At 46.0% G+C, this 26,107-nt stretch carries 21 protein-coding genes; 12 read left to right on the forward strand and 9 right to left on the reverse strand.

What is annotated here, in order from left to right; translation table 11 throughout:
• Positions 1 to 100 precede the first annotated feature (100 nt).
• Entirely contained in the window at positions 101 to 1,021 is a 921-nt protein-coding gene (locus tag J4N45_RS12090) for an MlaA family lipoprotein (RefSeq protein ID WP_252011593.1), read from the forward strand.
• 184 nt (positions 1,022 to 1,205) lie between these two features.
• Here the strand turns inward: J4N45_RS12090 and J4N45_RS12095 are convergent, their stop codons facing one another.
• The 4 genes from J4N45_RS12095 to J4N45_RS12110 form a co-directional block, all read right to left on the reverse strand.
• Positions 1,206 to 2,471: an outer membrane protein transport protein gene (locus J4N45_RS12095; RefSeq protein ID WP_252014689.1), complete on the reverse strand. Its 1,266-nt coding sequence runs from the start codon at positions 2,469 to 2,471 to the stop codon at positions 1,206 to 1,208.
• 274 nt (positions 2,472 to 2,745) lie between these two features.
• Positions 2,746 to 4,041: an outer membrane protein transport protein gene (locus tag J4N45_RS12100; protein WP_252011594.1), complete on the reverse strand. Its 1,296-nt coding sequence runs from the start codon at positions 4,039 to 4,041 to the stop codon at positions 2,746 to 2,748.
• 269 nt (positions 4,042 to 4,310) lie between these two features.
• Positions 4,311 to 5,030 carry a DUF3379 family protein gene (locus J4N45_RS12105; protein WP_252011595.1) on the reverse strand — a complete coding sequence of 240 codons (720 nt, stop codon included), beginning with the start codon at positions 5,028 to 5,030 and terminating at the stop codon, positions 4,311 to 4,313.
• On the reverse strand, positions 5,023 to 5,529 hold the full coding sequence (locus J4N45_RS12110) for a sigma-70 family RNA polymerase sigma factor (RefSeq protein ID WP_234495448.1): 507 nt from the start codon (positions 5,527 to 5,529) through the stop codon (positions 5,023 to 5,025). The genes J4N45_RS12105 and J4N45_RS12110 overlap by 8 nt, the downstream gene beginning before the upstream one ends.
• 530 nt (positions 5,530 to 6,059) lie before the next feature.
• Here J4N45_RS12110 and fadI point away from each other — a divergent pair.
• Together fadI and fadJ are read left to right on the forward strand one after the other, a co-directional pair.
• Positions 6,060 to 7,382 (forward strand): acetyl-CoA C-acyltransferase FadI, encoded by a 1,323-nt coding sequence (gene fadI, locus J4N45_RS12115; RefSeq protein WP_394150550.1) that lies wholly within the window; start codon positions 6,060 to 6,062, stop codon positions 7,380 to 7,382.
• Positions 7,382 to 9,499, forward strand: a complete 2,118-nt coding sequence (fadJ, locus tag J4N45_RS12120; protein ID WP_252011596.1) for a fatty acid oxidation complex subunit alpha FadJ — start codon at positions 7,382 to 7,384, stop codon at positions 9,497 to 9,499. Before fadI ends, fadJ begins: the two co-directional genes overlap by 1 nt.
• A 57-nt stretch (positions 9,500 to 9,556) precedes the next feature.
• Here fadJ and J4N45_RS12125 read toward each other — a convergent pair whose 3' ends face one another.
• Positions 9,557 to 12,340, reverse strand: a complete 2,784-nt coding sequence (locus J4N45_RS12125; RefSeq protein WP_252011597.1) for an insulinase family protein — start codon at positions 12,338 to 12,340, stop codon at positions 9,557 to 9,559.
• A gap of 368 nt (positions 12,341 to 12,708) precedes the next feature.
• Here J4N45_RS12125 and sixA point away from each other — a divergent pair, with 368 nt between their 5' ends.
• On the forward strand, positions 12,709 to 13,173 hold the full coding sequence (sixA, locus tag J4N45_RS12130; protein WP_252011598.1) for a phosphohistidine phosphatase SixA: 465 nt from the start codon (positions 12,709 to 12,711) through the stop codon (positions 13,171 to 13,173).
• 80 nt (positions 13,174 to 13,253) lie between these two features.
• On the opposite strand, the gene smrB is transcribed toward sixA, so the two are convergent.
• Positions 13,254 to 13,784, reverse strand: a complete 531-nt coding sequence (gene smrB, locus J4N45_RS12135) for an endonuclease SmrB (RefSeq protein WP_042478558.1) — start codon at positions 13,782 to 13,784, stop codon at positions 13,254 to 13,256.
• A 62-nt stretch (positions 13,785 to 13,846) separates the two neighbouring features.
• Between smrB and prmB the strand changes: the two genes are divergently transcribed.
• From prmB to fusA, 3 genes are all read left to right on the forward strand, one after another.
• Positions 13,847 to 14,779, forward strand: coding sequence for a 50S ribosomal protein L3 N(5)-glutamine methyltransferase (gene prmB, locus J4N45_RS12140; protein ID WP_128649466.1), 933 nt, complete (start codon positions 13,847 to 13,849; stop codon positions 14,777 to 14,779).
• 216 nt (positions 14,780 to 14,995) lie between these two features.
• Positions 14,996 to 16,081, forward strand: a complete 1,086-nt coding sequence (gene aroC / locus J4N45_RS12145) for a chorismate synthase (RefSeq protein WP_252011599.1) — start codon at positions 14,996 to 14,998, stop codon at positions 16,079 to 16,081.
• Positions 16,082 to 16,760: 679 nt separating this feature from the next.
• The gene (gene fusA / locus J4N45_RS12150) at positions 16,761 to 18,776 is read left to right on the forward strand and encodes an elongation factor G (RefSeq protein ID WP_252011600.1); all 2,016 of its coding nucleotides are present in this window, start codon (positions 16,761 to 16,763) and stop codon (positions 18,774 to 18,776) included.
• A 74-nt stretch (positions 18,777 to 18,850) separates the two neighbouring features.
• On the opposite strand, the gene J4N45_RS12155 is transcribed toward fusA, so the two are convergent.
• Positions 18,851 to 19,291: a glycine zipper family protein gene (locus J4N45_RS12155; protein WP_252014690.1), complete on the reverse strand. Its 441-nt coding sequence runs from the start codon at positions 19,289 to 19,291 to the stop codon at positions 18,851 to 18,853.
• A 207-nt stretch (positions 19,292 to 19,498) separates the two neighbouring features.
• A complete protein-coding gene (locus J4N45_RS12160) occupies positions 19,499 to 20,122 on the reverse strand; it encodes a trimeric intracellular cation channel family protein (protein WP_234495454.1) in 624 nt (207 codons plus the stop codon).
• Positions 20,123 to 20,356: 234 nt separating this feature from the next.
• Here J4N45_RS12160 and J4N45_RS12165 point away from each other — a divergent pair, with 234 nt between their 5' ends.
• From J4N45_RS12165 to J4N45_RS12180, 4 genes are all read left to right on the forward strand, one after another.
• Positions 20,357 to 20,887, forward strand: coding sequence for an elongation factor P hydroxylase (locus J4N45_RS12165; protein ID WP_042478523.1), 531 nt, complete (start codon positions 20,357 to 20,359; stop codon positions 20,885 to 20,887).
• A gap of 41 nt (positions 20,888 to 20,928) precedes the next feature.
• Positions 20,929 to 21,192, forward strand: coding sequence for a YfcL family protein (locus J4N45_RS12170; RefSeq protein WP_234495455.1), 264 nt, complete (start codon positions 20,929 to 20,931; stop codon positions 21,190 to 21,192).
• Positions 21,193 to 21,338: 146 nt separating this feature from the next.
• Positions 21,339 to 21,860 carry an NADPH-dependent FMN reductase gene (locus J4N45_RS12175; protein WP_252011601.1) on the forward strand — a complete coding sequence of 174 codons (522 nt, stop codon included), beginning with the start codon at positions 21,339 to 21,341 and terminating at the stop codon, positions 21,858 to 21,860.
• Positions 21,861 to 22,030: 170 nt separating this feature from the next.
• Positions 22,031 to 23,011: a Gfo/Idh/MocA family protein gene (locus tag J4N45_RS12180; protein ID WP_252011602.1), complete on the forward strand. Its 981-nt coding sequence runs from the start codon at positions 22,031 to 22,033 to the stop codon at positions 23,009 to 23,011.
• A gap of 54 nt (positions 23,012 to 23,065) precedes the next feature.
• Here J4N45_RS12180 and J4N45_RS12185 read toward each other — a convergent pair whose 3' ends face one another.
• Positions 23,066 to 24,292, reverse strand: a complete 1,227-nt coding sequence (locus J4N45_RS12185) for an MFS transporter (RefSeq protein WP_252011603.1) — start codon at positions 24,290 to 24,292, stop codon at positions 23,066 to 23,068.
• Between the two features lie 458 nt (positions 24,293 to 24,750).
• Between J4N45_RS12185 and J4N45_RS12190 the strand changes: the two genes are divergently transcribed.
• Positions 24,751 to 25,605: a helix-turn-helix transcriptional regulator gene (locus tag J4N45_RS12190; protein ID WP_234495459.1), complete on the forward strand. Its 855-nt coding sequence runs from the start codon at positions 24,751 to 24,753 to the stop codon at positions 25,603 to 25,605.
• Positions 25,606 to 26,107 lie beyond the last annotated feature (502 nt).

A 26,107-nucleotide genomic window follows, 5' to 3' on the forward strand; every position in this document is an offset into this window, starting at 1 on the left:
AGTGGTTATTAATACAGTCTGACGTTTATTCCTTATTTATCAGACAAATAGGGAGCCATAAAAAACCAAACGCAGAATGTACTGGCTTATGGATGAGGTTATGCAATCAGCATTAACCGGCAAGAAGCACACGCTTTTTGCCGTTTTTGTTTCTAGCGTATTTCTGTTTGGCTGTGCATCAGCCCCAGATAAAGAGCAGGCGGTAGAGACTCAGCAATCAGTATCGAGTCAATCGGAGCCGCTGGCATCAGCGCCTGAAGAAAGCGTGCCTGACGCAAATGCGGCTTCCGAGTCGAGCGATGTTACTTCTGATGGTTCTGCAGCAACGGAGCTTGAAGCCAGTGCCAGTGTGGGTGCTGATGTCTACGACCCATTTGAAGGCTTCAACCGTGCCATGTGGGCACTCAACTACGACTACCTTGACCCTTATTTCGTCAGGCCTGTCTCGCTCGCTTATGTCAATTACACGCCGGTGCCTGTTCGCTCCGGTGTTCGTAACTTCCTCGCTAACCTCGATGAACCCTTTAGTGCCGTGAACAACGTTGTGATGGGTAACGGCGGTAAGGCGCTCGATCATTTCAACCGATTCTGGATTAACAGTACTTTTGGTCTTCTGGGTTTTATCGACATCGCCTCTGCAGCCGGTATTGAAAAACACGATAAGAAAGAATTCGGTGATGCGATAGGCCATTACGGCGTAGGCGAGGGACCGTACATCATGGTGCCTGGTTACGGTCCGATTATCCTGCGTGAGGGTGCGGACGTTGTCGACGGTTTATATCCGCCGGCATCGCTACTTAACTTCTGGGCAAGCTTCGGTAAATGGGCGCTAGAGGGCATGGAGAAGAGGGCGCTGGTCGTATCTCAAGAAGCGACATTAGAGCAGTCTCCAGATCCATACGCACTGACTCGTGATATCTATATTCAACGTCAAAACTACAATGCAGAAATCGTCGATGACACAGTGGATGAAGAGCAAGAAGCTTATATTGATGACTATTTGGATAGTTTTGATGAGTAGCTTCTAAGTGATGATTTCAAAACAATTGAAATCACACATCTCGTCATCTTCACGGAAGTGAAGATCTCCCAAAGCGCGTAGTAAACTAAAAGTGATTGATGAACTGTCCCAAATTAACTCTACAACGCAACGTGGAAGATCCCCTTTTTCAAGGGGATGACGGTAATTGACAGTTTTTAGGGATTTAGAAGCGGTAGTTCGCTTGGATGCCAGCGATCCATACATCACCAGAGATTTCGCCAACGAAGGTACCAAATGCTTCAACTTTTTCGTCAAGTTCATCTCTTGGTTCCGTAATAGAAGCATCTCGAGCCATGATGTACGTTAGACCACCATCAAGCGTAAATTGCTTAGTAAAGGCGTAAGTAAGACCAGCACTTAGCCAAGTACGATCTGTCTCTGGAATGGTCGTTGTACGGTATTTATCATCAACAGCAGACATGTCATAAGCGATACCGCCACGCAGTGTGATCTCTTTATTCAGCTGATAGGTAGTACCAAGTGCTAAGCGGTAGCTGTCTTTCCAGTTTTCCGTTTTGATTGGTGATACCTGACCATCAACGAATTCTGCTTCTAGCTTGTCGAAGCTGCTCCATTGTGTCCAGTTGATGCTCGCGTGCATTGCCCATTGCTGGGTTAGTTGGTGGAACGAAGATAGCTCTGCCGTTGCTGGGAGGGCAACGCTAAGTTTGCCATCTTTTTTACCAGCAAAGCCAAATCCAATGCCTTCACCGTGACCTTCGAAATCCATCATGACTTCAGATTTGTATGCGAAACCAAGACGGTGGTCTTCATTAACTTGCCAAGCTGCACCGAGTACATAGCCCCATGATGAATCAGTACCTTCTACGTACTTAAGGTAATCGCCCTGAGAAATTGATCCGTCTGGCGTGCTAAATGGGGCTGTCGCACCAATTTTACCTTCGCCAGTAACATAGCGAACACCACCACCAACGCTAACAGCATCATTGATTTGATAGCCAACGCTAGCAACGGCTTCTACGGTCATGATCTTTGCTTCATTACCATATTGGGTTGCTTTGAAATCACTACCAAGGTTGGTTTCCATGCCGTAGTTGGAGCCAAGTGCTAAACCAGCAAACCACTTGTCGTTGATCTGATGTGATACATAGAGATTCGGTACTGGTGCGCTGTTAGCGATGTCTTTCGCTTCAGTGTAACCAAGCGTGCTTGAAGTACCTTTAACATCAATATTCGGCTCAACATAAAGCACACCACCAGAAATTTGTGTACCTTCCAAATAAGTCAGCATCGCAGGGTTACGCCACTGTGCACCTGCATTATCAGCCATCGCTGCTTCACCAGCGTACGCACGACCTAGACCGGTCGCTGAGTATTCAGCGAGTTGAAAGCCTGCTGCAGACGCTTTTGCAGACGCTAAGGTGCCCATTACCACTGCAATAGCAAGGGGAGAGTATTTTGAATTTATCATTATTGTTCGCTCAAATTATTTGCGTTTAGAGCAAAGATTCTATTTTTAGAGTAAAGACTTTAAAACTAATTTGTGACAAAAAGTGTATTTTTGAAATTATATATGGGCAGAGTTCATTTGATGGGTGAATATGCTGGTTGTTATCAGGATGTTGTGAAATCTCAGCGTACAGATGTAAAGGTTTGGAAGGGTAAGGTTGGACCAGTTGGTATTATGGGGGTAACAAAAAGGGTCGATAAATCGACCCTTAAGTTATGATTCACTAATCAGCTTAGAAGCTGTAGCTGTATTGGATACCAGCTAGGATAGCGTTAGCATGTGTAGTTGCTGTTAGGTCCGGTGCTAGAGGGTTCTCTTCTGTAACAGATACATCTTGACCCATTAGGTAAGTGAAACCGAAGTCAACAGTGTGGTGTTTTTTGAAGTGATAGCCCGCACCAAATGAGAACCAGTGACGGTCAGAATCTGGTACAGAGATCGATGTTAGCTGATCTTGCGCTGCTGTGTCATACATATAACCTGCACGTAGTGTCCATGCGTCGTTTAGGTAGTATGTACCACCCAGTGCTACGTGGTAACCATCTTTCCAGTTGTATTCTTTAATTAGAGTGTTGTCGTTAGTTTCGATTTTGTCGAAGACGCTCCAACCAATCCACTGCAGGCTATAGTGTACGGCGAACTTCGTGTCCTCAAGTTTATGGTAACCAGAGAACTCAACCATACTTGGTAGTGGAAGTGTTACATGGTCATACGATTGTTGTGATGCAATTGGAACTAAACCACCGCCAGCAGTGATGTTAGGACCAAATTTTACTGTACCGCTTGCTTCAACGGCAGGGCTATAGTGGTATGCCAAACCAAATCGGTTATTTTCATTGAGTTCGAAGACAGTACCTAGATTAAAGCCATAGCCAATACCCGATGCATCAATGTCTACGACAGCTTGCTGACCAATCGGGTCAAGGCCTGTGCCAGGAGATGGAGTAAGTGGAGAGGTTTCACGCTTTAATTTACCTGAACCATCAACGATATCTAAACCACCACCAATGCTCCATTGCTCATTAATACGGTAAGCCATATTAAGAGTGTAGTTAATGCTAGAGATTTCAGTGGTACCACCATAAACTTTGGCAAAGTTGTTATTGCCGAAAGAGTCGTCGAAGTTGTTTGTAGTACCAAAGTTAGAGTAGATACCTGCGCCCAGAGCCCATTTGTCATTTAGGCGATGGATGTAGTAGATATTAGGAACTGGAGAGTTTGCAGTATTAGTCGCATCAGGTTCGCCTGTGCCTGCACCACCAAAGTCAGAGACTTTTATTTCAGAACTAATTACATTCACACCACCTGAAAACTGGTGCGAATCAAACAGTGTCATCGCTGCCGCATTACGTGCCATTACAGACGCGTTATCTGCAATAACCGCATCACCAGCAAATGCACGACCTAGGCCTGTTGCTGATTGAGAGTTGAGCTGGAAACCGGCTGCTGTTGCTTGAGTGGAGGCTAATGTGAGTGACGAAACTGCCACTGCTAATAGTGTTTTTTTATACAGACGCGAAGTAGTCATTTAGTATACATCCTTTTTTTGTCATCGCCTCTTATGGGCGTTAATTGGTTAAAATTGAGTTAAAACTCAATTTTGGGGCTGATCCTAATCGCTAGTATAGACATTAGAAATCAGACCAGTAATCAAAATGACGCAAAAAGTATATAAATGCCGACTAACTGACAGTAAAAGCATCGATTATGCGTATATTTAGAGTGGTTACTCTAAAAAGTGCTTAGGGAAACAAAAAAGGGCCAGCTCGCGGGAGTTGGCCCTTTTGTTATAGTTTTTTATGCAGGATTAAGGATCTTATTAATCTTTTCGCCGATCTTATCTAGGTTTTCACCTTCTTCACCCACTAGGACAAAGCTGGCATCTCCCATTGGCTTAACCATGCCTGACATTCCATCCTTGTCGAAGTTCTCCACTTGCTCGGTAGGAATTCTTGTCAAAAACATAGTGACTTTGCCTTTCTCGCCTTCAAATACAATGTGCATCGCATTTGAGTCACCAAATCCACAGTGATTGATGTAGAAAACGTGGTACGGAAAGCTTTGTCCCAACTGGTAGGCAAACGGCAAAAGCTTAGCATTGATCTGTTCTTTAGACGGGTTCTCATCTAAAAATTCAATAAAGCTTTTCTCAGCGTTGAAATGCTCCATGGCCATCTCTGGGAGTGATGCTTGTGCGTCAGACACAACAACATTACCCCAGTTAACTTGACCGACAAGCAAACCAAACGCAAACGCCACAGAGGCAGCCAGTGATAGCGCTCTTTTACTAAAGCTTACCTTGACTACATTGTTTTCCGGCGGTTGGTTGAACAAAATACGATCGGCAAGATCATCAGGCACGTCAACTTTCATTGCCTGTTCGATACGCGCATCTAACCCCAGAATTTCTTCTAAGTATTTAGCGTTAGCCTCACTGTTTTTGGTCGCCTCCAACAGCTCAGGATCTCTTGCCTTAGGATCGGACATAACGCGACGACGGAATTCTAACTCATCCATTTTGCTGCCCCCTATGTGCATCCTCAGACTCAAGCATCTCTTTAAGCTGGTTTCGAGCTCTAAATAATCGAGTCATAACGGTATTCTTGTTTAAGTCGAGTATATTACCGATCTCTTCACCACTAAATCCACCAACGACTTGTAAGAAAAGTGGTTCTCGATACTCGACATCGAGTTTCATAATTTGTGCTTGAAGCCATTCCTGTTGGTGGTGCGGATCATCAGAAACCTTGGCATCGTTGCCGTAGTCATCAATATCCACCAGATCAAACTGCTTGCGCTCAAAGCGTCTCGCGTTTTCTCTGCGAAGGATAGTGATGAGCCACGACTTCGCTGCCTTTTCGTCTTGCAGGCTGTCTAACGACTTCCATGCACGAAGGCAAGTTTCTTGAACCAAATCCTCAGCCACTGGCTTGTCTTTACACAGCCAATAGGCGTACCGATATAGGTCGCGATGATAAGCACGTACCAGTGCTTCGTACTTTCTTTGTTTGTCCATATCCGAGTTGACCGGACGTTTGGAGAATTTATTTCCAAAATTTTTAATTAATGACACAGGAGCCCCCGTTTTCGCTCTGTGAACTCTATTTTTTGTTCCGCGGTGTCAGTAAAGTCACACAAAATTGATCTAGTTCAAAATTCCGACCTGTGGAGAAGTTATATTAGACCCTGTCATCTCGTTGGTCTTTCGGGACTAACATGTTGAGCAAGATGACACTTCCTTTTGAAGGCTGACTTTACTTTCTCCTAATCAGGAAACTGATTATTTTCAATTGGCGCAAGTTAATTGCTTTAGAGATTCCAACCACACAATTATCTGTGTGGTTTTTTTTTGCGTGAAATCCTACCGATATCTTCTTGTTTTCTCACACCATATTGTTGCCGACTTTACGCAAATCTCATATTCCATTTTGGTCGACCCTATCACGTTATTCAATAAAACCACCAATATTTATCAAACGGTTGTTTTAAATCATTAACAATCTCGTTACAATGCGCGTGGTCAGACCTCTTTAGGAAGGAGAAACTATGAGCAGTAAGGAAGTGGGGAAAATCGATCTCACCACTCGAAACGGTGAGCGAATTGCTGTTGTGGCGGGGCTTCGTACCCCTTTTGCCCGTCAAAGTACCGAGTTTAGTCAAGTACCAGCAGTAGATTTAGGAAAAATGGTTGTGGCCGAAATGATGGCACGCACCGACATCGATCCTAAGTTGATCGACCAAGTGGTATTTGGTCAGGTAGTACAGATGCCTGAAGCGCCAAACATTGCTCGTGAAATCGTGCTTGGAACGGGTATGAACATCCATACTGATGCTTACAGTGTGACGCGCGCTTGTGCAACCAGCTTCCAAGCTGCGGCCAATGTTTGCGAAAGCATTATGGCTGGCACTATCGATGCGGGTATCGCTGGTGGTGCAGATTCTTCTTCAGTACTGCCAATTGGCGTCTCTAAAAAACTTGCTGCGAACCTACTTGCGCTAAGTAAAACAAAAACTGTAGGTCAAAAGCTCAACATTCTTAAAAAGCTATCATTTAAAGATCTAATGCCAGTACCGCCAGCGGTGGCTGAGTATTCAACGGGTCTGTCTATGGGACAGACCGCTGAGCAGATGGCGAAGTCTCACGGTATCAGTCGCTTAGAACAAGACGAACTGGCGCACCGCTCACACACTCTTGCGTCTCAAGCGTGGAAGGAAGGTAAAGTGCGTGATGAGGTGATGTCGGCATTTCCTGAGCCATACAAAAAGAGCTTGGATGAAGATAACAACATCCGCCACGACTCAGAGCTATCAAGCTATAGCAAGCTGCGTCCAGCGTTCGATAGACAATACGGCAGTGTGACTGCTGCCAACAGTACGCCACTCACCGATGGTGCTGCCGCGATTATGCTTATGCGAGAAGGCCGTGCTAAAGAGTTGGGATTAGAAATCAAAGGCTACATCCGCTCATATGCGTTTTCAGCAATCGGTGTACGTGAAGACATGCTGATGGGGCCTTCTTATGCGACGCCGATGGCATTGGATCGCGCAGGTATCTCTCTATCCGATTTAACTCTAATTGATATGCATGAGGCGTTTGCCGCTCAAGCGCTGTCGAACGTGAAGATGTTTGCGAGTGAGAAGTTCGCGAAAGAAAAACTGGGTCGCTCGCAAGCTATCGGTGAAATCGACATGGACAAGTTCAACGTGTTAGGTGGCTCGCTTGCCTACGGCCACCCATTTGCTGCAACAGGTGCGCGAATGATTACACAAACATTGAATGAGCTGAAACGACGCGGCGGTGGGCTAGCCCTCAACACGGCGTGTGCAGCAGGTGGTCTGGGTGCCGCAATGGTTCTGGAGGTAGAATAATGAGTGAACAAAAAGCCTTTCATCTTTCGGTTGATGAACAGAACATCGCTTGGCTTGGTATTGATGTACCGGGCGAGAAAATGAATACCCTGCAAGCGGCTTTTGCAGAAGAAATGTCGCAGCTGTTTGCAGAACTAGAAGAAAAAAAATCCGACCTTAAAGGGTTAATTGTTCATTCACTTAAGCCTGATAATTTTATCGCTGGCGCAGACGTAAGAATGTTAGATGCGTGTACTTCAGCAGAAGAAGCACAAGCACTAGCGGCCAAGGGCCAAGAGATGTTCCAGCAGCTCTCAGATTTGCCTTTCCCTGTGGTTTCTGCGATTCATGGCCCTTGTTTGGGCGGCGGTCTAGAGCTCGCGCTAGCATGTGACTATCGTGTATGTAGTGATGCGGACATTACTAAACTAGGTCTACCTGAAGTTCAGCTTGGTCTGCTGCCTGGCTCTGGTGGTACTCAGCGTTTGCCTAGATTGATTGGTTTGCTGCCATCATTGGATCTTATCCTAACTGGCAAACAGCTTCGCGCTAAAAAAGCCAAGAAGCTAGGTGTGGTTGATGCCAGTGTTCCAAAGACGATTCTACTTGATGTAGCAAAGCAGTTTTTGGAGAAAGGCAAAAAGCGCAAAGCTAAGAAGCTAACCAAAAAAGAAGTACTTATGTCAGGTACTGGGCTAGGTCGAAAAGTCATTTTTGACCAAGCAGCGAAAAAGACTAACGAGAAGACTCGTGGCAACTATCCGGCTGCCGATGCCATTCTAGACGTGATTCGCTTTGGTCTTGAAAAGGGCATGAAGAAAGGACTAGAGAATGAAGCCAAGCGCTTTGGTGAGCTTGTCATGACCTCAGAGTCTAAAGCACTGCGCTCTATCTTCTTCGCTACCACAGAGATGAAGAAAGAGTTTGGTAGTGATGCTCAGCCAAATACTGTGAGTAATGCGGTTGTTCTGGGTGGTGGCTTAATGGGAGCGGGGATTACCCACGTTACCGTGAGCAAAGCGAAAGTACCTGTGCGCATTAAAGATGTCTCTAATGATGGTATCGTCAACGCGCTTGGTTACAACTTCAAATTGCTAGAGAAGAAGCGCAAACGCCGCATCATCTCTAAAGCTGATCTTCAGGCTCAGATGCTTCAAATGGCAGGTGGTACCGACTTTACCGGTTTCAATAAATCAGACGTGGTGGTCGAAGCGGTATTTGAAGATTTGGGTCTTAAGCAGCAAATGGTCAATGATGTAGAGACTCATGCTAAGCCAACAACCATTTTTGCCACTAACACATCATCGATCCCAATTGCACAAATTGCTGAAAAGGCAGAGCGACCAGAAAATGTTGTCGGCCTGCATTACTTCAGCCCAGCGGACAAGATGCCACTCGTTGAGGTTATTCCACACGAGACGACGTCCGAAGAGACCATCGCGACTATGGTACAGTTTGCCAGAAAGCAGGGTAAGACGCCGATTGTGGTAAAAGACCAGGCAGGTTTCTATGTAAACCGTATTCTTGCGCCGTACATGAATGAGTCAGCAAACGTGCTGCTGGCTAACGAGCCGATTGAGTCACTGGACAGAGCGTTACTTGATTTCGGATTCCCGGTCGGTCCAATCACACTGCTTGATGAAGTCGGTGTGGATATCGGCGCGAAGATCATGCCTATCTTGGTTAATGAGCTCGGTGAGCGATTCCAAGGACCTGACGTGTTCGACAAGCTTCTAAACGATGGGCGTAAAGGCCGTAAATCGGGCAAAGGCTTCTACACCTACAAGGGTAAGAAGAAGACGGTTGATAGCTCAGTCTATAGCGTGTTAGGTCTAAAACCTGAAGCCTCTATGGCGGAAAAAGAGATTGCGATTCGCTGCGTACTGCCAATGCTCAACGAGGCGGTTCGCTGTTTGGATGAAGGTATTATTCGTAGTCCAAGAGACGGTGACATTGGAGCGATTTTCGGTATTGGCTTCCCACCATTCCTAGGTGGCCCATTCCGCTACATGGACTCATTAGGCATCAAGAAAGTCGTTGAGTTGATGAATGAACACGCTCAGAAGTACGGTGACCGATTTGCACCATGTGATGGGCTGGTTACTCGAGCGGGCTTAGACGAAAGCTTCTACAAGTAACTTATAATAAATTTAGGGTCTACAAACATTCACCCCCTCGAAAGAGGGGGTGTTTTTTTATCCTAGGTCAGTATCTTTCGGTCGGAGCTGAAACTCTTCGATAGAGCCAATCTCGCGTCCTAGTTCGAGCTTAGCGGCATCCACATGCGCTTTGCCTTGGCTGTGCATAATGAGTCGGTTTGCCGTGCGAGGTTTGAGCTCGTTGACAACGAAGCGGATCATATCGGCACGCGTCAGTGACTTAAGCTCTTCAAGCACTTTCTCACGCTGGCTAAAGCTGGTGTCCTTATTGCCTATTGCTACCCATAAGCGTTGAGCACGCCCTCGCAGTGTCGTGTCAGGGGTGGAAATTTGGTTCCACAGTCCTTTTTTGCTGCTGTGCCATTGATAATCGTTGAGTTCAAGCAAGACCATATACACCGCATTTAAAAACTCATCTATGGAGCGAATCAGATCAGCGGGTGCTGCTTTAGGTGATTGCACATAGAGTACAATACCCGGGTGACGGTTGAGGGGCATGTTGCCGGTCCCGACCATGTAGCCAAGCTGTTGTTTGGTACGGATCTCGTGGAAGAAGGTCGCTGACATCAAATGGTTGGCGAGTGAATACAAGGCGATACTTCTCGGGTTGATGTCTTCACACTGGTAGTAAACCACAATCGCCGAATCGTCTTGGTCGCAATCCACTTCTTTCTGGAAGCTACCACTGCGCCCAAGCATCACGAGAGGTCTTAGACTCTCTTCGTATTTTTGATTGTGAATACGAAGGGCATCCTTAAGCGTAGTGGCGATATCATGCGCACCTTGTTTGTGCCAATCTCCATAGACAAACATATCTATGTGTAGCTCGGACAGAATCGCCTGGACGAAACTCGGCAGCTCGTCGACCGATATGGTTTCTAGTGCATCAAGTAACACAGGGTTTGGTGGATTATTAGGCTGCAGAATGCCCGTCATCGCGTTAAAGAGCTGAGAAATCGGACGATCTTTTGTTGAGTTTCGCCAGCCTCTCATCATCTGAGCTTTGATGCTTTCAAAGCGCGCAGGGTTAAATTCACGCGAAGCAAATCGTTTAAGAATCATCTCAAGCAATTGAGGCTGCTTCTTACTAAATCCAGAGATTGATAAGGTAACGCCACCTTGGTGGGCGTACATATCGTAGCTTAGACCCGCGACTTCAGCCGGATAGGTCTCTTCAGACAATGAGTCGAGGAACATCTCAACACACAAGCGAGTCATGACGATATTGCGAGGCGAAGCAACGGAATGTGGGCTATCGATAGCAATAAACACAACGCCTTTTGGTACCTTGAATTGGCTATCTTGAAGGTGCCATAGCCTAAATCCATCGAGGTCTTCGATAAGCTGCGGATGCTCTTCACTGCCCTCTAAAGGATAGGTCGACAGGTCATAGTTGATGAATGGGTTTTTCTCAGGCAGCTCAAAAGGTAGTTCGCCGTTATCGGGCTGCTGGTTGAAAAACGCAATCTCTTGCTCGGTAAACTTGGTGACAGAGTAGGGCGTAAAGTACCAGTTTGCTTCACGATCATACGCTTGATCTTTCGCCACTAGGGTAACTTTTAGATTGTCAGTGCTAAAGAAACTGCCGTACTCGGCAAGCATCGCTTCATCGAAGCCTGCCATTTTGTAGTCGCCATAGATGACATCATCCGCTTCATAGTGCTGCATGTTCATCACTAAGTGACTAACCATCTCGAGTTGTCTTGCTGGCTCTTGGAACTGGAAGGCAGATTCCATCACTGCTCGTTTCTCAAGATAACGCCACTCCTGCATTCCATGAGTTTTAATGAGCTCTATGTACTGAAATACCGACTGAATCATTTCATCAACATGTTCAAGCCCAACAGGCGTTAGAGTCATGCTGATACTGAATTCGCGGTAGTTACTGCCAGACGCTCCGCCACCTGCCGAGAGGGATGTAATCCAACCCAGTTCTTTGAGGTAGAGCATTAAGCTTCCTTTGCCTTCATAACCGAGTAGGTTGGCAAAATAGGAGAGCGGCTTTTGATGGTAATGCTGATGCGTTGCCGGGAAGGGGAACGACAAGATAAGCTTGCGGATCTCTTTAACAGGCTCAACGCGCACCATGACTTTGGTATGTTCTTCGGTGACAAAAGGAACGTCGACCGACTTAGTAATGCGGTAATTGTTAGTGATGTCGGAGAATTTGTCCTGAGCCCACTGTTCCAACTCATCGAGCTCATGCGGTCCAATCATAGCCAATGTCATAATATCGGCTGAATACTGATCGCGGTGAAAGGTGAGGATCTCGTCGCGAATGGTTTTACCATTACGGTCGGCGAGGGTTTCTACATTCCCTACCGAGAACTTAGAAAAAGGGTGCGCAGGATTGATGGTCTCTTTTTGCACTTGATAGAGTCTGCGACCATCTTCATTTAGTTTGAGTTTGTACTCGGAGTCTACGGCTTGGCGCTCTTTGTCTAGAGCTTCTTCATTAAACAGGGGCGCGGTGAAAAACTGACTGAAACGATCGAGCCCTTTTTCAAAAGCATTCGGGTAGATATCAAAGAAATAGCAGGTGTGCTCGGTACCTGTCCAAGCGTTATTGCTGCCACCATGTTGGCTGATAAAAGACTGAAACTCGCCAACTTTTGGGTATTTTTCTGTGCCCAAAAACAACATGTGTTCTAGGTAATGCGCTAGGCCTTCTCGATCAGAGGGATCGTCGAAATGGCCAACGTTAACGGCGAGCGCAGCCGCGGACTTTTGGGCTTGCTCATCTTGAATGAGCAGCACGCGTAACTCATTGTTTAGCGTGAGGTAGCGATATGAGCGATTATCATTTGGACTTATATGCACGTATCTTCTCCAGAATAAGCGATGGCTTGTCCAGATTAAGCGATGGTTTGGACTGCTTAACCAAGCGTCTGGCTACTAAGGCGATGTCTCACTATTGGTACTAACAGAATGCACCAATACTTAATTACAATCATTCAATAAGAGACTGGCAAACTAAGTTACAAACTTTTTTAGTGTGACATTGTAAATTGTTAAGAAAGTCGAAGCCTTTAGCAAGTGAATTGATATAATTAATTTTTTTAAATAAGTATATACCCTAGTTAATAATTAAGGCAGGTTACCTTCATCAGATAATTTGCGTATAAACAATAGGGTCGTAACGCTAGAGATGGCGGCTCAGAAATGCCATCGTACAGGCGGGTATTCATATGAAAGTGTTTATAATGCGTCACGGGGAAGCGGTTCATTACGCTCCAACAGACGAACAACGGGCATTAACGTCTCACGGCAAAGAGAACTCAGTCGTGGTCGCGAGAGCTTGCAAACAGCAAGGCTATGGTCGTTTTGATAAAGTATTAGTTAGCCCTTACCTACGCGCTCAACAAACGTGGGCTGCCATTAGCAGCGAATTTAGCAGTGATGATGTGGTCACATCCGATGACATAACGCCGTACGGACAAGCAGAAAACGTGGTGGAGTTTGTCTCTGCAATCGCTGAGGTTGAAAACCTAGAATCAATCTTGCTTGTCTCTCACTTACCTTTAGTCGGCTATTTGACAGCTGAGTTTGTGGGTGACATCAGTGCACCAATGTTCCCGACGTCAGGCATGGTCTGCATTGACTATGACGTGGAAAGAAGACAAGGCGAAGTGCTTTGGCACATTCACCCATAATCTGATTTTTCTGTGTAGCTTGGTGTACTCAGCGCACTAAATAAGGCGACGCCCTTTGCTGGTGTCGCCCTAGGTGCTGATTATTTTTCTGGAATGGATAGCAAGACCAAGAGAGCGCCATCGCCACCGAATTCCAGCGGAGCTTGGTGAAACGCCATGACGTCTGGGTGCTGTGCTAGCCAGAGAGGCGCTTTCTGCTTAAGTATGTGCTTGCCGATGCCGTGCATGACGCAGGCACAGTGAATGTTTTCCTTTACGCAGTGCGCGATCATAGCGCCTAGTTCACGCTTCGCTTCTTGCTGCGTCATCCCGTGCATATCTAAAAACACGTCCGGTACATAAACACCACGACGCAAGCGCTTCACTTCATAAGTCGACACGTCATCGCGAGCGTATCGGGTTGGCCCCTCGTCGCTTAGATGCGGAACAAACTCATCCGAGAAGTAAAACTCTGCATCTTTGGCTTCTCGGTTGGTTCTTTTCTGTTCTTTTTGTTTCTTATTTCTGTTTGGCTGCTGGACTATGGTATCCTGTTGCAACTTTTTTACGCCTTGTACTGCATCCCTAAATAGGGCGAAATCGTCATCAGCGTTGGTGTCTTTTTTGCTCATAGACTGGGACAACTCAATAAACATCTAGATTGGCAGTATTGTAGCGCTTTTTGGAGGCAATTTTGGATAAGATTTTTGTGGAAGAAGCCGTTTCTGAGCTTCACACACTTCAAGACTTGATTCGTTGGACCGTTAGTCGATTCAATGCAGCAGGTCTTTTTTACGGCCACGGCACTGATAATGCTTGGGATGAAGCGGTTCAGCTCATCCTGCCAACGCTGTACTTACCGATTGACGTGCCACCACATGTTTTAAACTCGCGCTTGACCAGCAGCGAGCGTTTGCGTGTTGTTGAGCGTGTAATTAAACGTATCAACGATCGCACTCCAACGGCTTACCTAACTAACAAAGCATGGTTCTGTGGTCTTGAGTTCTTCGTCGATGAGCGCGTATTGGTGCCACGCTCACCAATCGGTGAACTGATCGAAGCTCAGTTCCAACCTTGGTTGGCTGAAGAGCCAGTTCGCATTATGGACCTATGTACGGGCAGTGGCTGTATTGCAATTGCTTGCGCGCATGCCTTCCCTGACGCTGAAGTTGATGCGATTGACATTTCAACCGATGCCCTAGAAGTTGCTGAACAGAACGTTCAAGACCACGGTCTAGAGCAGCAAGTGTTCCCGATTCGCTCTGATCTCTTCCGCGATCTGCCGAAAGAAAAATACAACCTGATTGTTTCTAACCCACCTTACGTTGACGAAGAAGACATGAACTCACTCCCAGAAGAGTTCACGCACGAGCCAGAATTGGGCCTTGCAGCAGGTACTGACGGTCTTAAGCTGGTACGCCGTATCCTCTCTAACGCTCCTGACTATCTAACAGATGACGGTATTCTTATCTGTGAAGTGGGTAACTCGATGGTGCATATGATGGAACAGTATCCGCATATCCCATTCACTTGGATTGAGTTCGCAAACGGCGGTCACGGTGTGTTTATGTTGACCCGTGAACAGCTTGTTGAGCATGCAGAAGAGTTTTCGATTTACAAAGACTAATACTGAGATGACTCTGAGATTGAAAAACGCTGCAATGAGAATTGCAGCGTTTTTTTGTTTGGGGGTTTACATCGCCTGCCTTTGTCGTCACTATGAATCCACGAAGAATAGACAAGCAAAGGACAAGCGCTCACACTCAATCTTTGCTTCACTTAGCATAATTTGTTGAGAGATTCGCAATAGACATCGCGCTTGTTCGGACAGACAGAGGAAGTAATGGCAGGAAATAGCATCGGACAACATTTTCGTGTAACCACATTTGGTGAGAGTCACGGCATCGCACTAGGTTGTGTGGTGGACGGCTGTCCTCCTGGGTTGGAAATCACGGAAGCCGATCTGCAAGTTGACTTAGATCGTCGTCGTCCAGGTACATCGAAATACACGACTCAGCGACGTGAACCAGATGAAGTGAAGATTCTTTCTGGTGTGTTTGAAGGACAAACGACAGGTACATCCATTGGCCTGTTGATTGAGAACACTGACCAACGTTCAAAAGACTACTCAGAGATCAAAGATAAGTTCCGTCCGGGTCATGCGGATTACACCTACCATCAGAAGTACGGTGTTCGTGACTATCGCGGTGGCGGCCGTTCATCGGCACGCGAAACGGCGATGCGTGTTGCTGCAGGTGCGATTGCTAAGAAGTACCTTAAGCAAGAGTTCGGTGTTGAAATCCGCGCTTACCTATCACAAATGGGTGATGTAATTATCGACAAGGTAGATTGGGATGAAATCGAAAATAACGCATTTTTCTGTCCAGATGTCGACAAAGTAGAAGCATTTGACCAGCTTATTCGTGATCTTAAGAAGCAAGGCGATTCAATCGGCGCTAAGCTGCAAGTTGTCGCTACCAACGTACCTGTTGGTCTTGGCGAGCCAATCTTCGACCGCCTAGATGCAGACATTGCTCACGCACTAATGAGTATCAACGCGGTAAAAGGTGTTGAGATTGGTGATGGCTTTGATGTTGTTAATCAAAAGGGCAGCGAACACCGTGACCCACTGACGCCTGAAGGTTTCACGAGCAATCACGCTGGTGGTATTTTAGGTGGTATCTCAACCGGTCAAGATATTGTTGCCAATATCGCGCTAAAACCGACGTCGAGCATCACGGTACCGGGTGAGACAATCACTAAAACTGGCGAGCCAACGCAATTGATCACCAAGGGTCGCCATGACCCATGTGTAGGCATTCGCGCAGTGCCAATTGCAGAAGCTATGCTGGCGATTGTACTGCTTGATCATCTGTTGCGTCATCGTGGTCAGAACCACGGCGTGCAGACAGAAACGCCAGTGATTTAACAGCTCAACATACCATACTAAATATACCGTCACCCCTGTGCAGGCAGGGGTCTTCTTCAAGCGAGCACAAAGCCTCAAGTAGATTCCTGCCTACGCAGGGCACGGCCAGTGGAATGACGGTGTTTTAGAGTTTGTCGTTATCCTATGCATTGTTTCCTCCACGGACCATATATATCGTCACCCCTGCGCAGGCAGGGGTCTTCTCAAAGCGAGATCCAAGCCTCAAGTAGATTCCTGCCTACGCAGGCGCACGGCCAGTGGAATGACGAGTCCGTAGTAGTGAGTTCATTGTCACCCCTGCGCAGGCAAGGGTCTTCTCAAAGTGAGCTCCAAGCCTCGAGTAGATTCCTGTCTGCACAGGAATGACGCTGTTCTAGAGTATTGATGTTAATAAAATGACAGCTGTTTCAAATAAAAACTACCTGAAGCCCTGCTCACTAACAGCAGGGCTTTTTTTGTCCCAAATCACGTCTTGAGCAATAAATACCCCAAAATCCAGACGTTATGAAATTAGTCACAATATTTGTATGGGTATAGGTTCAAACTAAACACTCAACCATTGCTGGGGAGTGCATTTATTTGGACAGAAGGATCCGAAAAATGACTTGGAAGACGAGTAGGCGGGTAACCGCCGACTCAATGTAACTGTGCTTGTTTCCAATCATTTAAGGAGCTCTTTATGTCTCAACATGAAATTAGAAATATTGCCTTTGTCGGTCAAACAGGAACTGGCAAAACCAGCTTGATTGAACGTCTGCTTTACGAGTCCCACGCGATTAACAACTTAGGTCACGTCGAAGATGGCGATACCATTACCGACTTTGATGACCAGTCTATTCACTATCAACATAGCGTTGAAGCGACCCCCGTTACCCTTTCTTGGCATAAGCACCAGATGAACATCATCGATACTCCGGGGCAAGCTGAGCTGCTTGGGCGAACCTTGAGTATATTCCCTGCGGTTGAAGCGACAGCATTGGTGCTCGATGCAGGACTAGCAATCAACCAAGTGTCGGAACGCTTGTTTCAGTTCGCCCAGCAGCAGAAAAAATGCCAGATGGTGATCGTCAACAAGATCGATCAAAATCCAGATAAAATCTTAGCGCTACTAGAAGAGATCGAACAAAGGTTTGGCGCACAATGTCTTCCTATCAACCTGCCGTCGGACAAGCCAGCAGACGTTGTCGACTGTTATTTCGAGCCTAATCCAGAGCAAAGTACCCTGTTCAGTGGTGTCGATGAGGCTCATGAGTTACTTGTCGACCAAGTTGTAGAAATGGATGAATCTTTGATGGAGCTGTACTTAGAGCAAGGCTCTGAACTGACTCCAGAGCAGCTGCACGATCCGTTTGAAAAAGCATTACGCACAGGTCATGTGGTACCGGTGTGTTTTGTCTCTTCAGATACAGGCGCAGGCTGCGAGCTATTGCTTCGTACGTTAGCTGAAATCATGCCAATGCCCGATGAGGGTAACCCTCCGATGCTTGAGAAAAACGGTGAGCTGGTCTCTATCGACTGTGATAAACGTGACCATACTGTTGCGCATGTTTACAAGGTCAATGTCGACCCGTATATGGGCAAATTGGCTTATGTCCGCGTGTTCCAAGGCGAGATCACCGCAGGCAGTCAGCTGTTCATTGGTGACAGCAGCAAAGCCTTTAAGGTTGGACACCTATACAACCTGCAAGGTAAGAAACGTCAAGAAATCAATAGTGCAAAAGCAGGTGATCTGTGTGTGTTGGTTAAGGTGGATGACTTGGCGTTTGATTCGGTCATTCATGACTCCCATGATGAAGATGGTGTTGAGTTTAAAACGCTTAATTTCCCAGAATCTATGTACAGTCTTACTCTAAAACCCAAAAAACGGGGTGACGAGCAAAAACTGTCAGATGTATTGACTAAGATTGCCGCAGAAGACCCATCGCTTAAAATCGAACACCGCACGCGCACTAATGAGACGGTGCTGAGCGGACAGGGTGAATTCCATCTTAAGATTGCCTTAGAGAAGATGCAGCAAGTGTTCAAGCTTGATGTCGAAACCAGTCAGCCTAGTGTTGAGTACTTTGAAACCATTACTAAGCCAGCTGAAGCTCAATACCGCCACAAAAAACAGAGTGGTGGCGCAGGGCAGTTTGGTGAAGTGCAGCTTAAAGTGCGTCCATTAGAAAGGGGAGCTGGCTTTAAGTTCGTGAACAAAGTTGTAGGCGGTGCGATTCCAACCGCATTAATTCCGGCGGTCGAGAAAGGGATCATTCAGGCGTTGGAAGAAGGGGCGATATCGGGTAACCCAATCAAGGATATTGAAGTCACGGTATTTGATGGTAAGTATCACTCGGTCGATTCTAAAGAAATCGCGTTTGTTATCGCGGGTAAAAAAGCCTTCTTGCAAGCCGTAGAGGCGGCGGGACCTATCGTGCTTGAGCCTATTGTTGACCTGTCACTTGAGATCCCAACTCAGTGTGTTGGTGATGTTTCAGGAGACTTATCTGCCAACCGTGGTTTGATTGTGGGAAGTGAGCAAGGAACCTATGGAAGCACCATACTGGTGGCTAAGTCACCCATCAATGAACTGCAAGATTATTCTCGCAGACTCAAAGCGCTAACCGGTGGAGAAGGGCGTTTCAGTATGACGTTGAGTCATTATGAGCCTGCACCACCAACTATTCAGAGCCGTGTTTGTGAGGCACAAGACTGATAAAGTTAGCCCCAACTCATAGTGAGTTGGGGCTAAGTCTTTTCCGCCTCTGTTTTATACTAGCCATGGACGTGTTAGGACTTGTTATCTTCTTCAGACTGAGGTGCTGAGGTTGATGTCGTTGTAGAGTTTGTCTCTTGTTTTTCCATCTCAGCTTCTTGCTTTTCCATCTCTGCGATCTGCTTCTCTAGCTCTTTCACTCGAATTTCTGCTTCTAATTCAGCGACACGTTTTTCTGAGTCTGAACGAGTATCTTTCTGTAGGCTTTCCGCCAAGATCTCAGTTCGTTCTGTTTCACGTGCTTCGGCCGTGTCTTTCATTGAGCCTGATACACCACCCGCAACGGCACCTGCGGTACCCGCTTTAACCGCAACCTCCGGGCTGCCGGTTAGGACACCTGCGGTCACACCAATGAGAGCGCCACCAATGGCACCACGGTTACGAGCTTCGTTACGGTTTGCTGTTTCATCATCCGTGGCTTTATTCGATGCACATCCTGTTGCGAACAGTGCCATAACTAGGGCAAACGCTTTAAGTGTTTTCGATGTAAACAGTTTTGATGAAAGCATGTTCTTTACCTGTATGTTAGTGCGCTTAGTGATTTGAGCGCTTTGTTGTGATTGCCTTGGATGACAAACACTATAACCACAGGAGAAATATAGAACGATAGGGGAGGCAAGAAAGCTGATATTTAAGTTATAAATATCAGCTTGAGAATAGAATTAGTGTAACGCTTCTTCACTGTCCAGCTGGAAAGAAGGCAAACGCCACTTAAAGCGCACCGCTGCCATACGTAAACTGTATCCGACAACCAGGGTGATGATGGTTGTAGACAGCGTTGACAAGCCATATTCCAGAAGCCCTAAATACAAGCAGGCAGCGACAACGGAGATCGAAGCGTATAGCTCTTGATGCAGAACTAAAGGTGTTTGACGACAGATCAAATCACGTAGCAGACCACCAAACACGCCCGTGACTAAGCCTGAAACGACACAAATGAAAGGGTGTAGTCCCATGCTCAGACCAACATTGGTACCGATAATGGTGAACACAATCAAACCCAAGGCATCCAGTCTTACGAACACACCTTTAAATTTTATAATCCATTTAGCAAGCCCAGTGGTGAGTACACCTGCTAGGCAAGTGATGGCAAGAAACTCTGGATGTTTGACCCAACCAAGGGGATAGTGACCCAACAAAATATCACGAACGGTACCGCCACCAATCGCTGTTGCACTCGCAACAAGCATAACCCCAAACCAATCCATATTGCGGCGACCAGCACTTAGGGCGCCTGTCATCGCTTCTGCTGTGATGCCAATGATGTATAAGACGGTAAGCAACATAACACAATACTCGAAAATTTAAGATGCGACAGTGTAGTGATTAGGTCTAGTTTTGACGAATGAAATGTTTTGTAGCGCAAACGTTTTTAGGATTAGTTTAACTAATGTTTTTAGTGAGATCATAACAGTAGGATTTCCTCGAGATTGGCTTTTTTAACACTCCAGTAGTTTGCGCTTTACCTTAAGGTCGAATCCATACACAATATCGGCAATCGTTATTGACTCAACACTGATATGCACCACCAGTACCAAGACCTGATTTCCATTTTTAATCACACCTTTTTTGATGACTACCGAACCAAGTTGGAGCTCGGTGGTGATGAGCCTATTTATCTGCCAGCTGATGATAAGGTGGACTTTCATCGCATTATTTTTGCTAGAGGCTTCTATGCGTCAGCGCTACATGAAATTGCTCATTGGTGTGTCGCGGGACCGGAGAGAAGACTTCTAGAAGACTTTGGCTATTGGTATCATCCTGATGGTCGTACCCAAGAGGTCCAAAGCGAGTTTGAGAAGGTTGAAATTCGTCCTCAAGCTTATGAGTGGATACTCTCAGCGAGTGCTGGCTTTCCGTTTACGGTGAGCTGCGATAACTTAAGTGGTGATTTTGAACCCGACCGCGTTGGCTTCATGCAAAAAGTGCACGCTGAAGTACTGAGCATTTTAGAAGCCGGTATTCCGCTTCGCGTGAAAATGCTATCTGAGGCGTTACGAGCCTTTTACAAGACACCAGAGCTTTCTCACAATACATTCGTGGTTCGCTAACGGCGGATTACTTAAATCAAAAAACAAATCTGAGCCTCAACATGATTATTGAATACGAAGAAAAACTACTTGAAACCATCGATTCTCGCATCCAGGACGCATCCGACGACGAACTGTTTGCTGGTGGCTATTTACGCGGGCACATTTCACTGTCAGCCGCGTCTTGTGAAGAAGAAGGTGTATCAGATCTCGGTGAATTTAAAACACGTATCCAAGCAAGTCTTGATGACGCTAAATCTGAACTGACACCAGCTGACCGAATCATTGTTAATGATCTTTGGACAGAATTGCAGTCAGCTATCTAGTCGTTTTATATCGCTTTAACCAGTGCTTGTTCGAAAAATTTGATGAACTAGATTAGATCGCCGCTCTTGTTGTAATGTGGAGATAGATTAACCTTTAAGCATCAATACGAAACGCATAACGCGTTGTGATGAAAAAGGAATTTGTTATGAAAGTTATCGCATTTGGCGCAAGCACCAGCAGCACTTCTATCAACAAAGCTCTGGCAACGTACGCTGCCGGATTAATTGAAGGCGCTGACGTCGAGGTGCTCGACCTTGCTCAGTTTGACGTGCCACTTTTTTCGGAAGACAAAGAGAAAGAGATTGGTCAAGCAGAGGGTGCGAAGGCATTTCTAGAAGCGATTCAACAAGCAGATGCCTTGGTGATTTCTTTCGCTGAGCATAACGGTCATCATCCAGCGGCCTACAAGAACTTGTTCGACTGGGCGACTCGAATCGACCGCGAGGTGTTCAAAGGAATTCCTGCAGTGTATCTTGCGACATCACCAGGACCAGGTGGCGCGTCGAATGTTCTTGCGGCAGCGACGAATTCTGCCCCGTATTTTGGTGGCAATGTTAAAGCGAGTGTTTCTGTACCAAGCTTTTATGATGTGTTCGACCTAGAAGCAGGCAAACTAATCGACAGCGTACTGATAGACAAGATAGAGTCAGCGATAAAACAGCTGTAATAGTAATTGAAACAAAGGCGCCTCAATGGGCGCCTTTGTTTTAGGTTAAGCCCTTCAATTGACTCCGCATCAAAACTCTGTGAGAAGATTTGCGCTCGATATTGGCATTCCTAAATTCAGAGAGTACTCTAGCCAGAGCAAAAAATAGAATGATAAACAAAGGAATATCTATGCTCCAGCTAGCAATTATCGGCACAAACTGGATAAGTGAAAAGTTTGCTCAGGCTGCCTTACAATCGGAAAAATACGTTATCCGCGGTGTCTATTCACGTTCCCTAGCTAAAGCGCAAGAGTTTGGTGCCCCTTTGGGCGCAAACGTGTTCTTCGATTCAATACAAGCGCTAGGACAAAGTGAAGAGATTGACGCAGTCTACATTGCATCGCCAAACAGTTTTCACTGCGCCCAAGCGATTGAGTTAATGTCAGCCGGTAAACACATTATTTGTGAAAAGCCGATGGCATCAAACCTCGCCGAGGTTGAGCGAATGTTTGAGGTAGCCAAAGCAAACAATGTGGTGTTGATGGAGGCGTTTAAAACCGCTTATCTACCTAACTTTATTGAAGCCAAGAAATCGTTACTGAGTTTGGGTAAGCTGCATAAAGCGCACTTAACCTACTGCCAATACTCCTCTCGCTATCAAAAGTACTTAGATGGTGAGAATCCAAATACCTTTAATCCAGAGTTCTCGAACGGATCAATCATGGATATCGGTTTCTACTCGGTGGCTGCAGCGGTGGAGTTGTTTGGAGCGCCAAGCCAGGTGCAAGCCAGTGCGCATTTGTTAGAGTCCGGTGTCGATGCCCACGGTAGCGTTCTTCTACGTTACCCTGATTTTGATGTGACATTAAGCCACTCTAAAGTAAGCAACAGTTACTCAACGAGTGAAGTACAAGGTGAAGAGGGGAGTCTGATACTGCCAGATTTCTCAGAATGTAATGGCTTTGAACTGCAAGTGCGAAATGGTGAGCGTCAATCAGTCAGTGTTGAGCAAGTTGATAACAGCATGATGTATGAGGCTTTAGCTTTTGCTGCAGCAGTGGAAAAGGGTGAAATGGATGCTGACGCAACACAGCGCTCACTCACCATAGCTAAAATTATTACCGAAGTTCGCCGTCAGACTGGCGTTGTGTTTCCTGCGGACAGCGAATAAAAAAAGCAAAGAGTCGGGCAGTGGGTCCGACTCTTTGCTTGATTAACGTCAGAGCTAAGCTTTCTGATGTCCTGAGCGGTCTCGTGCTGCCACGCCGTTGTCAATAATCTTCGACTTACCCAATCCGATAAACACCATCACGGTCGCCACTACGATACATACGGCACCCACGCTTACTTGTCCTTGGAAATCACCCGTTGCCGTCGCTGCTTGTGCCACAATCGGACCGGCTGCAAGACCAACGGTACCGATCTCTGGGCCGTAAGAGCTGAAGTAGCCCGATTTATCGGTGGTTGCTAGCGCGGTGTAGTAACGCGCGTACATCATGTTCCAAAGCATAATGTAGAAGGCGGAGAAGCCTAAAAACGAGGTGGTGTCGTTTGTGCTTGCCATTCCAAAACAGACAGCGGCATTAATTACACTCAGAGATACAATAATGGTGGTATGGCTGTATTTTTTATCCACGACAGCCGTTAGGATGCCACCAATGACAGCCATTACTGAACCCACCGCCAACACTAGACCAACATCTTCTGTGGAAGCTTGCATGTCTGCACCGATAATTTCGATGTAAGGGTAGATGATGCCAAGGCTTAAGCTATACACCAAGAATGCACCGCCAACCCAAATCATAGGTACAACGTACTTCTTCTTGTCGACTGTGTCGCCATGTGTGGTCGAAATCTGCTTGTCTTTCTCGACACGTCCGTTGTCTGGGTAAAACCAAAAGGCCACCAAGCAAAGTGCTGACGCAAACATAAAGAATTGGTACAGCGCATTAAGACCGAACTCTGCCATCAACTCTGGAATAAGAATGAACCAAGTGATGAGCCAAACGTTCAGCGCGGCAATCATGTAGCCAAAATTGCGACCAGGATGTTTGGTAACACTCATACCAACAAGACCGAGTGAGTAGCCGATGCCTTGTCCACTACCTGCAAGTAGGCGACTTGCGATAAAGCTATCGAAATCTTGTGCGGTCATGCTCATGTAGTTACCGGCAATAAGTGCGATGGCCGCGAGATAACCGATGTATCGCCAATTTACGCGACGAATAAGAAGTAAAGAGAAGAGTAGAGAAGAGAGTGCAGTGGCGAGGAGTTCATACATGGCGATGCTTTCTATCTGAGCATCATCTAGTGCCATGGCTTCAGCGGCGCCACCGAGCATAAAGGGTAAAAAGTTAAACGCGTTGGGGGCAAACATCACCAGCATCATGGCGGCGATGATGAGCGCCTTTGAGTCGATCGTCCGTGTTGGGCTAACAAGGTTTTTTAGCATACTAAGCTCCTATCCATCCTAGAACAGCTTTGTTATAGATATGTTAATAGTGAGCGTTTTTTAGCAATGACTGAAGTACCCATTTGGGTTACAGAAATGTTAATTTATGTAATTGTTGTGTTTCATGTCAAAAGCCTTGTGATGATGAGCAAAAGTTCGCTGCTTTAGCGTGTCACCCATTCGGGTTACAGGCTGATCGAATATTTGAAGCCGTGAGCACATTGTGACGAGAAACTTGAAGGTATCCGTTTAAATCGGAGGTAATTTACTTTTTATCAGCAACTATTTTTGTCAGGATGTTAGAAATAATATACTCAATTATGCATTCCAATCGATGATTCGAATAGATCTAATGCTGACGCGTTTAATCCTCTGGAGGGTCAAGGAGCGCTCACTTGAGCTGACATTGAGAAGCATGGTAATTGAATAGGCATGTGAAGCTAAGATAAGGAGTGTCTATGTCTGAGACCAAAACACAGTCCGAGAGCGTAGAGGCTTGGTCGGAGTTCAATCAATATTATCCTCCCTTGATAGCCTCTATTGGAGAGAGCGATTTTCTAGACCGTTTATCTGAACTTGCTACCGCACTCGTCGACTACGATAGCTTGGTGGTGATGAGCTTCAGTACCGACAAGGCACCTGTGGTGCTTCATAACGACTCGAGCTACTTCAAAGACCAAGTCATCGATAAAGATTTTATGGGAGCGATGGTTCTCGATCCTTTCTATCAGTTAATTAGAAGGGGAGTCCGTCAAGGGATATTTCGTTTAGAAGATATTGCTCCCGATGAGTTTTACAGCAGTGACTACTACAACAAGATCTACAAACAGACGGGCTTGCAAAAAGAAATAGGGATTATCTCTAGTTGTAACGATGAGTTTTGTTTGGTGCTCTCGATTGGGCTGCGCAATAAAGCCGATGTTGAAGTCGATGAGCTCAAACGTTTGAACACCTTTTATCGTTTGATTCAGTGTGCCATCTGCAAGCACTTTGAGGTTGGGCACCCTGAACAGCGCACCATTGGGCATCAATTGAATGATATTTTTAGTAACTTTGGTAAAGACTTCTTGAGCGAGAGGGAGTGTCAGGTAACGCAACTGGTGTTGCAAGGATACTCTACCAAGGCTATTGCGCCTCTATTAGAGGTGAGCACTGAGACGGTCAAGGTGTATCGAAAGCGTATTCACAATAAGTTAAAAATATCTTCCCAATCAGAGCTGTTTTCGCTGTTCTTAGAGGCGGCATCAACGGTGCCTGCAGATAGCAATATCGATCCACTTACGGTTTACTTTGGTGGTAAGAGCGTTCACTAGTGAATCGTCCCCTATAAGGGTTATTGGGTTAAATGTTAAATATATTTAACATAGTGGGTGTTGGAACCAGTAACCGCCTTCGAACAGCGCTTGCTAGTGACACATCTCCTTATCTGAGCGCACGCTTGAGCCGCGTGGCGCCATCAGTTTACCCGATCTCTTGGTAGTCAGAGATCGGGTTTTTTTTTGTGATCTCAATCCTAGGATGAACTCAACGTGTCAGTTCGAATGTGACTTTGTTCACGTTTGGATTTTTTGTGGTGTTTGATAATTCTGGCGGGTCGGTAAAATGAAAACGAATTGTTAAATATGTCGTTCCTTTTATGGAGGATTGTGCTGTTTAATGATTTGATTTTAGAACTATCAATATATATTTCTGGTGATAATTTTCTAAATAGAAGGAAAATATTGCCATTGGACTATGTTGCAGAGCTTTTACCTAATTTTTATTAGGCACAGGAGAATTATGCCATTTTTGCTACAAAAATATGGCAAATTCCTT

Source organism: Vibrio sp. SCSIO 43140, from assembly GCF_023716585.1.
Classification (GTDB): Bacteria; Pseudomonadota; Gammaproteobacteria; order Enterobacterales; family Vibrionaceae; genus Vibrio; species Vibrio maritimus_B.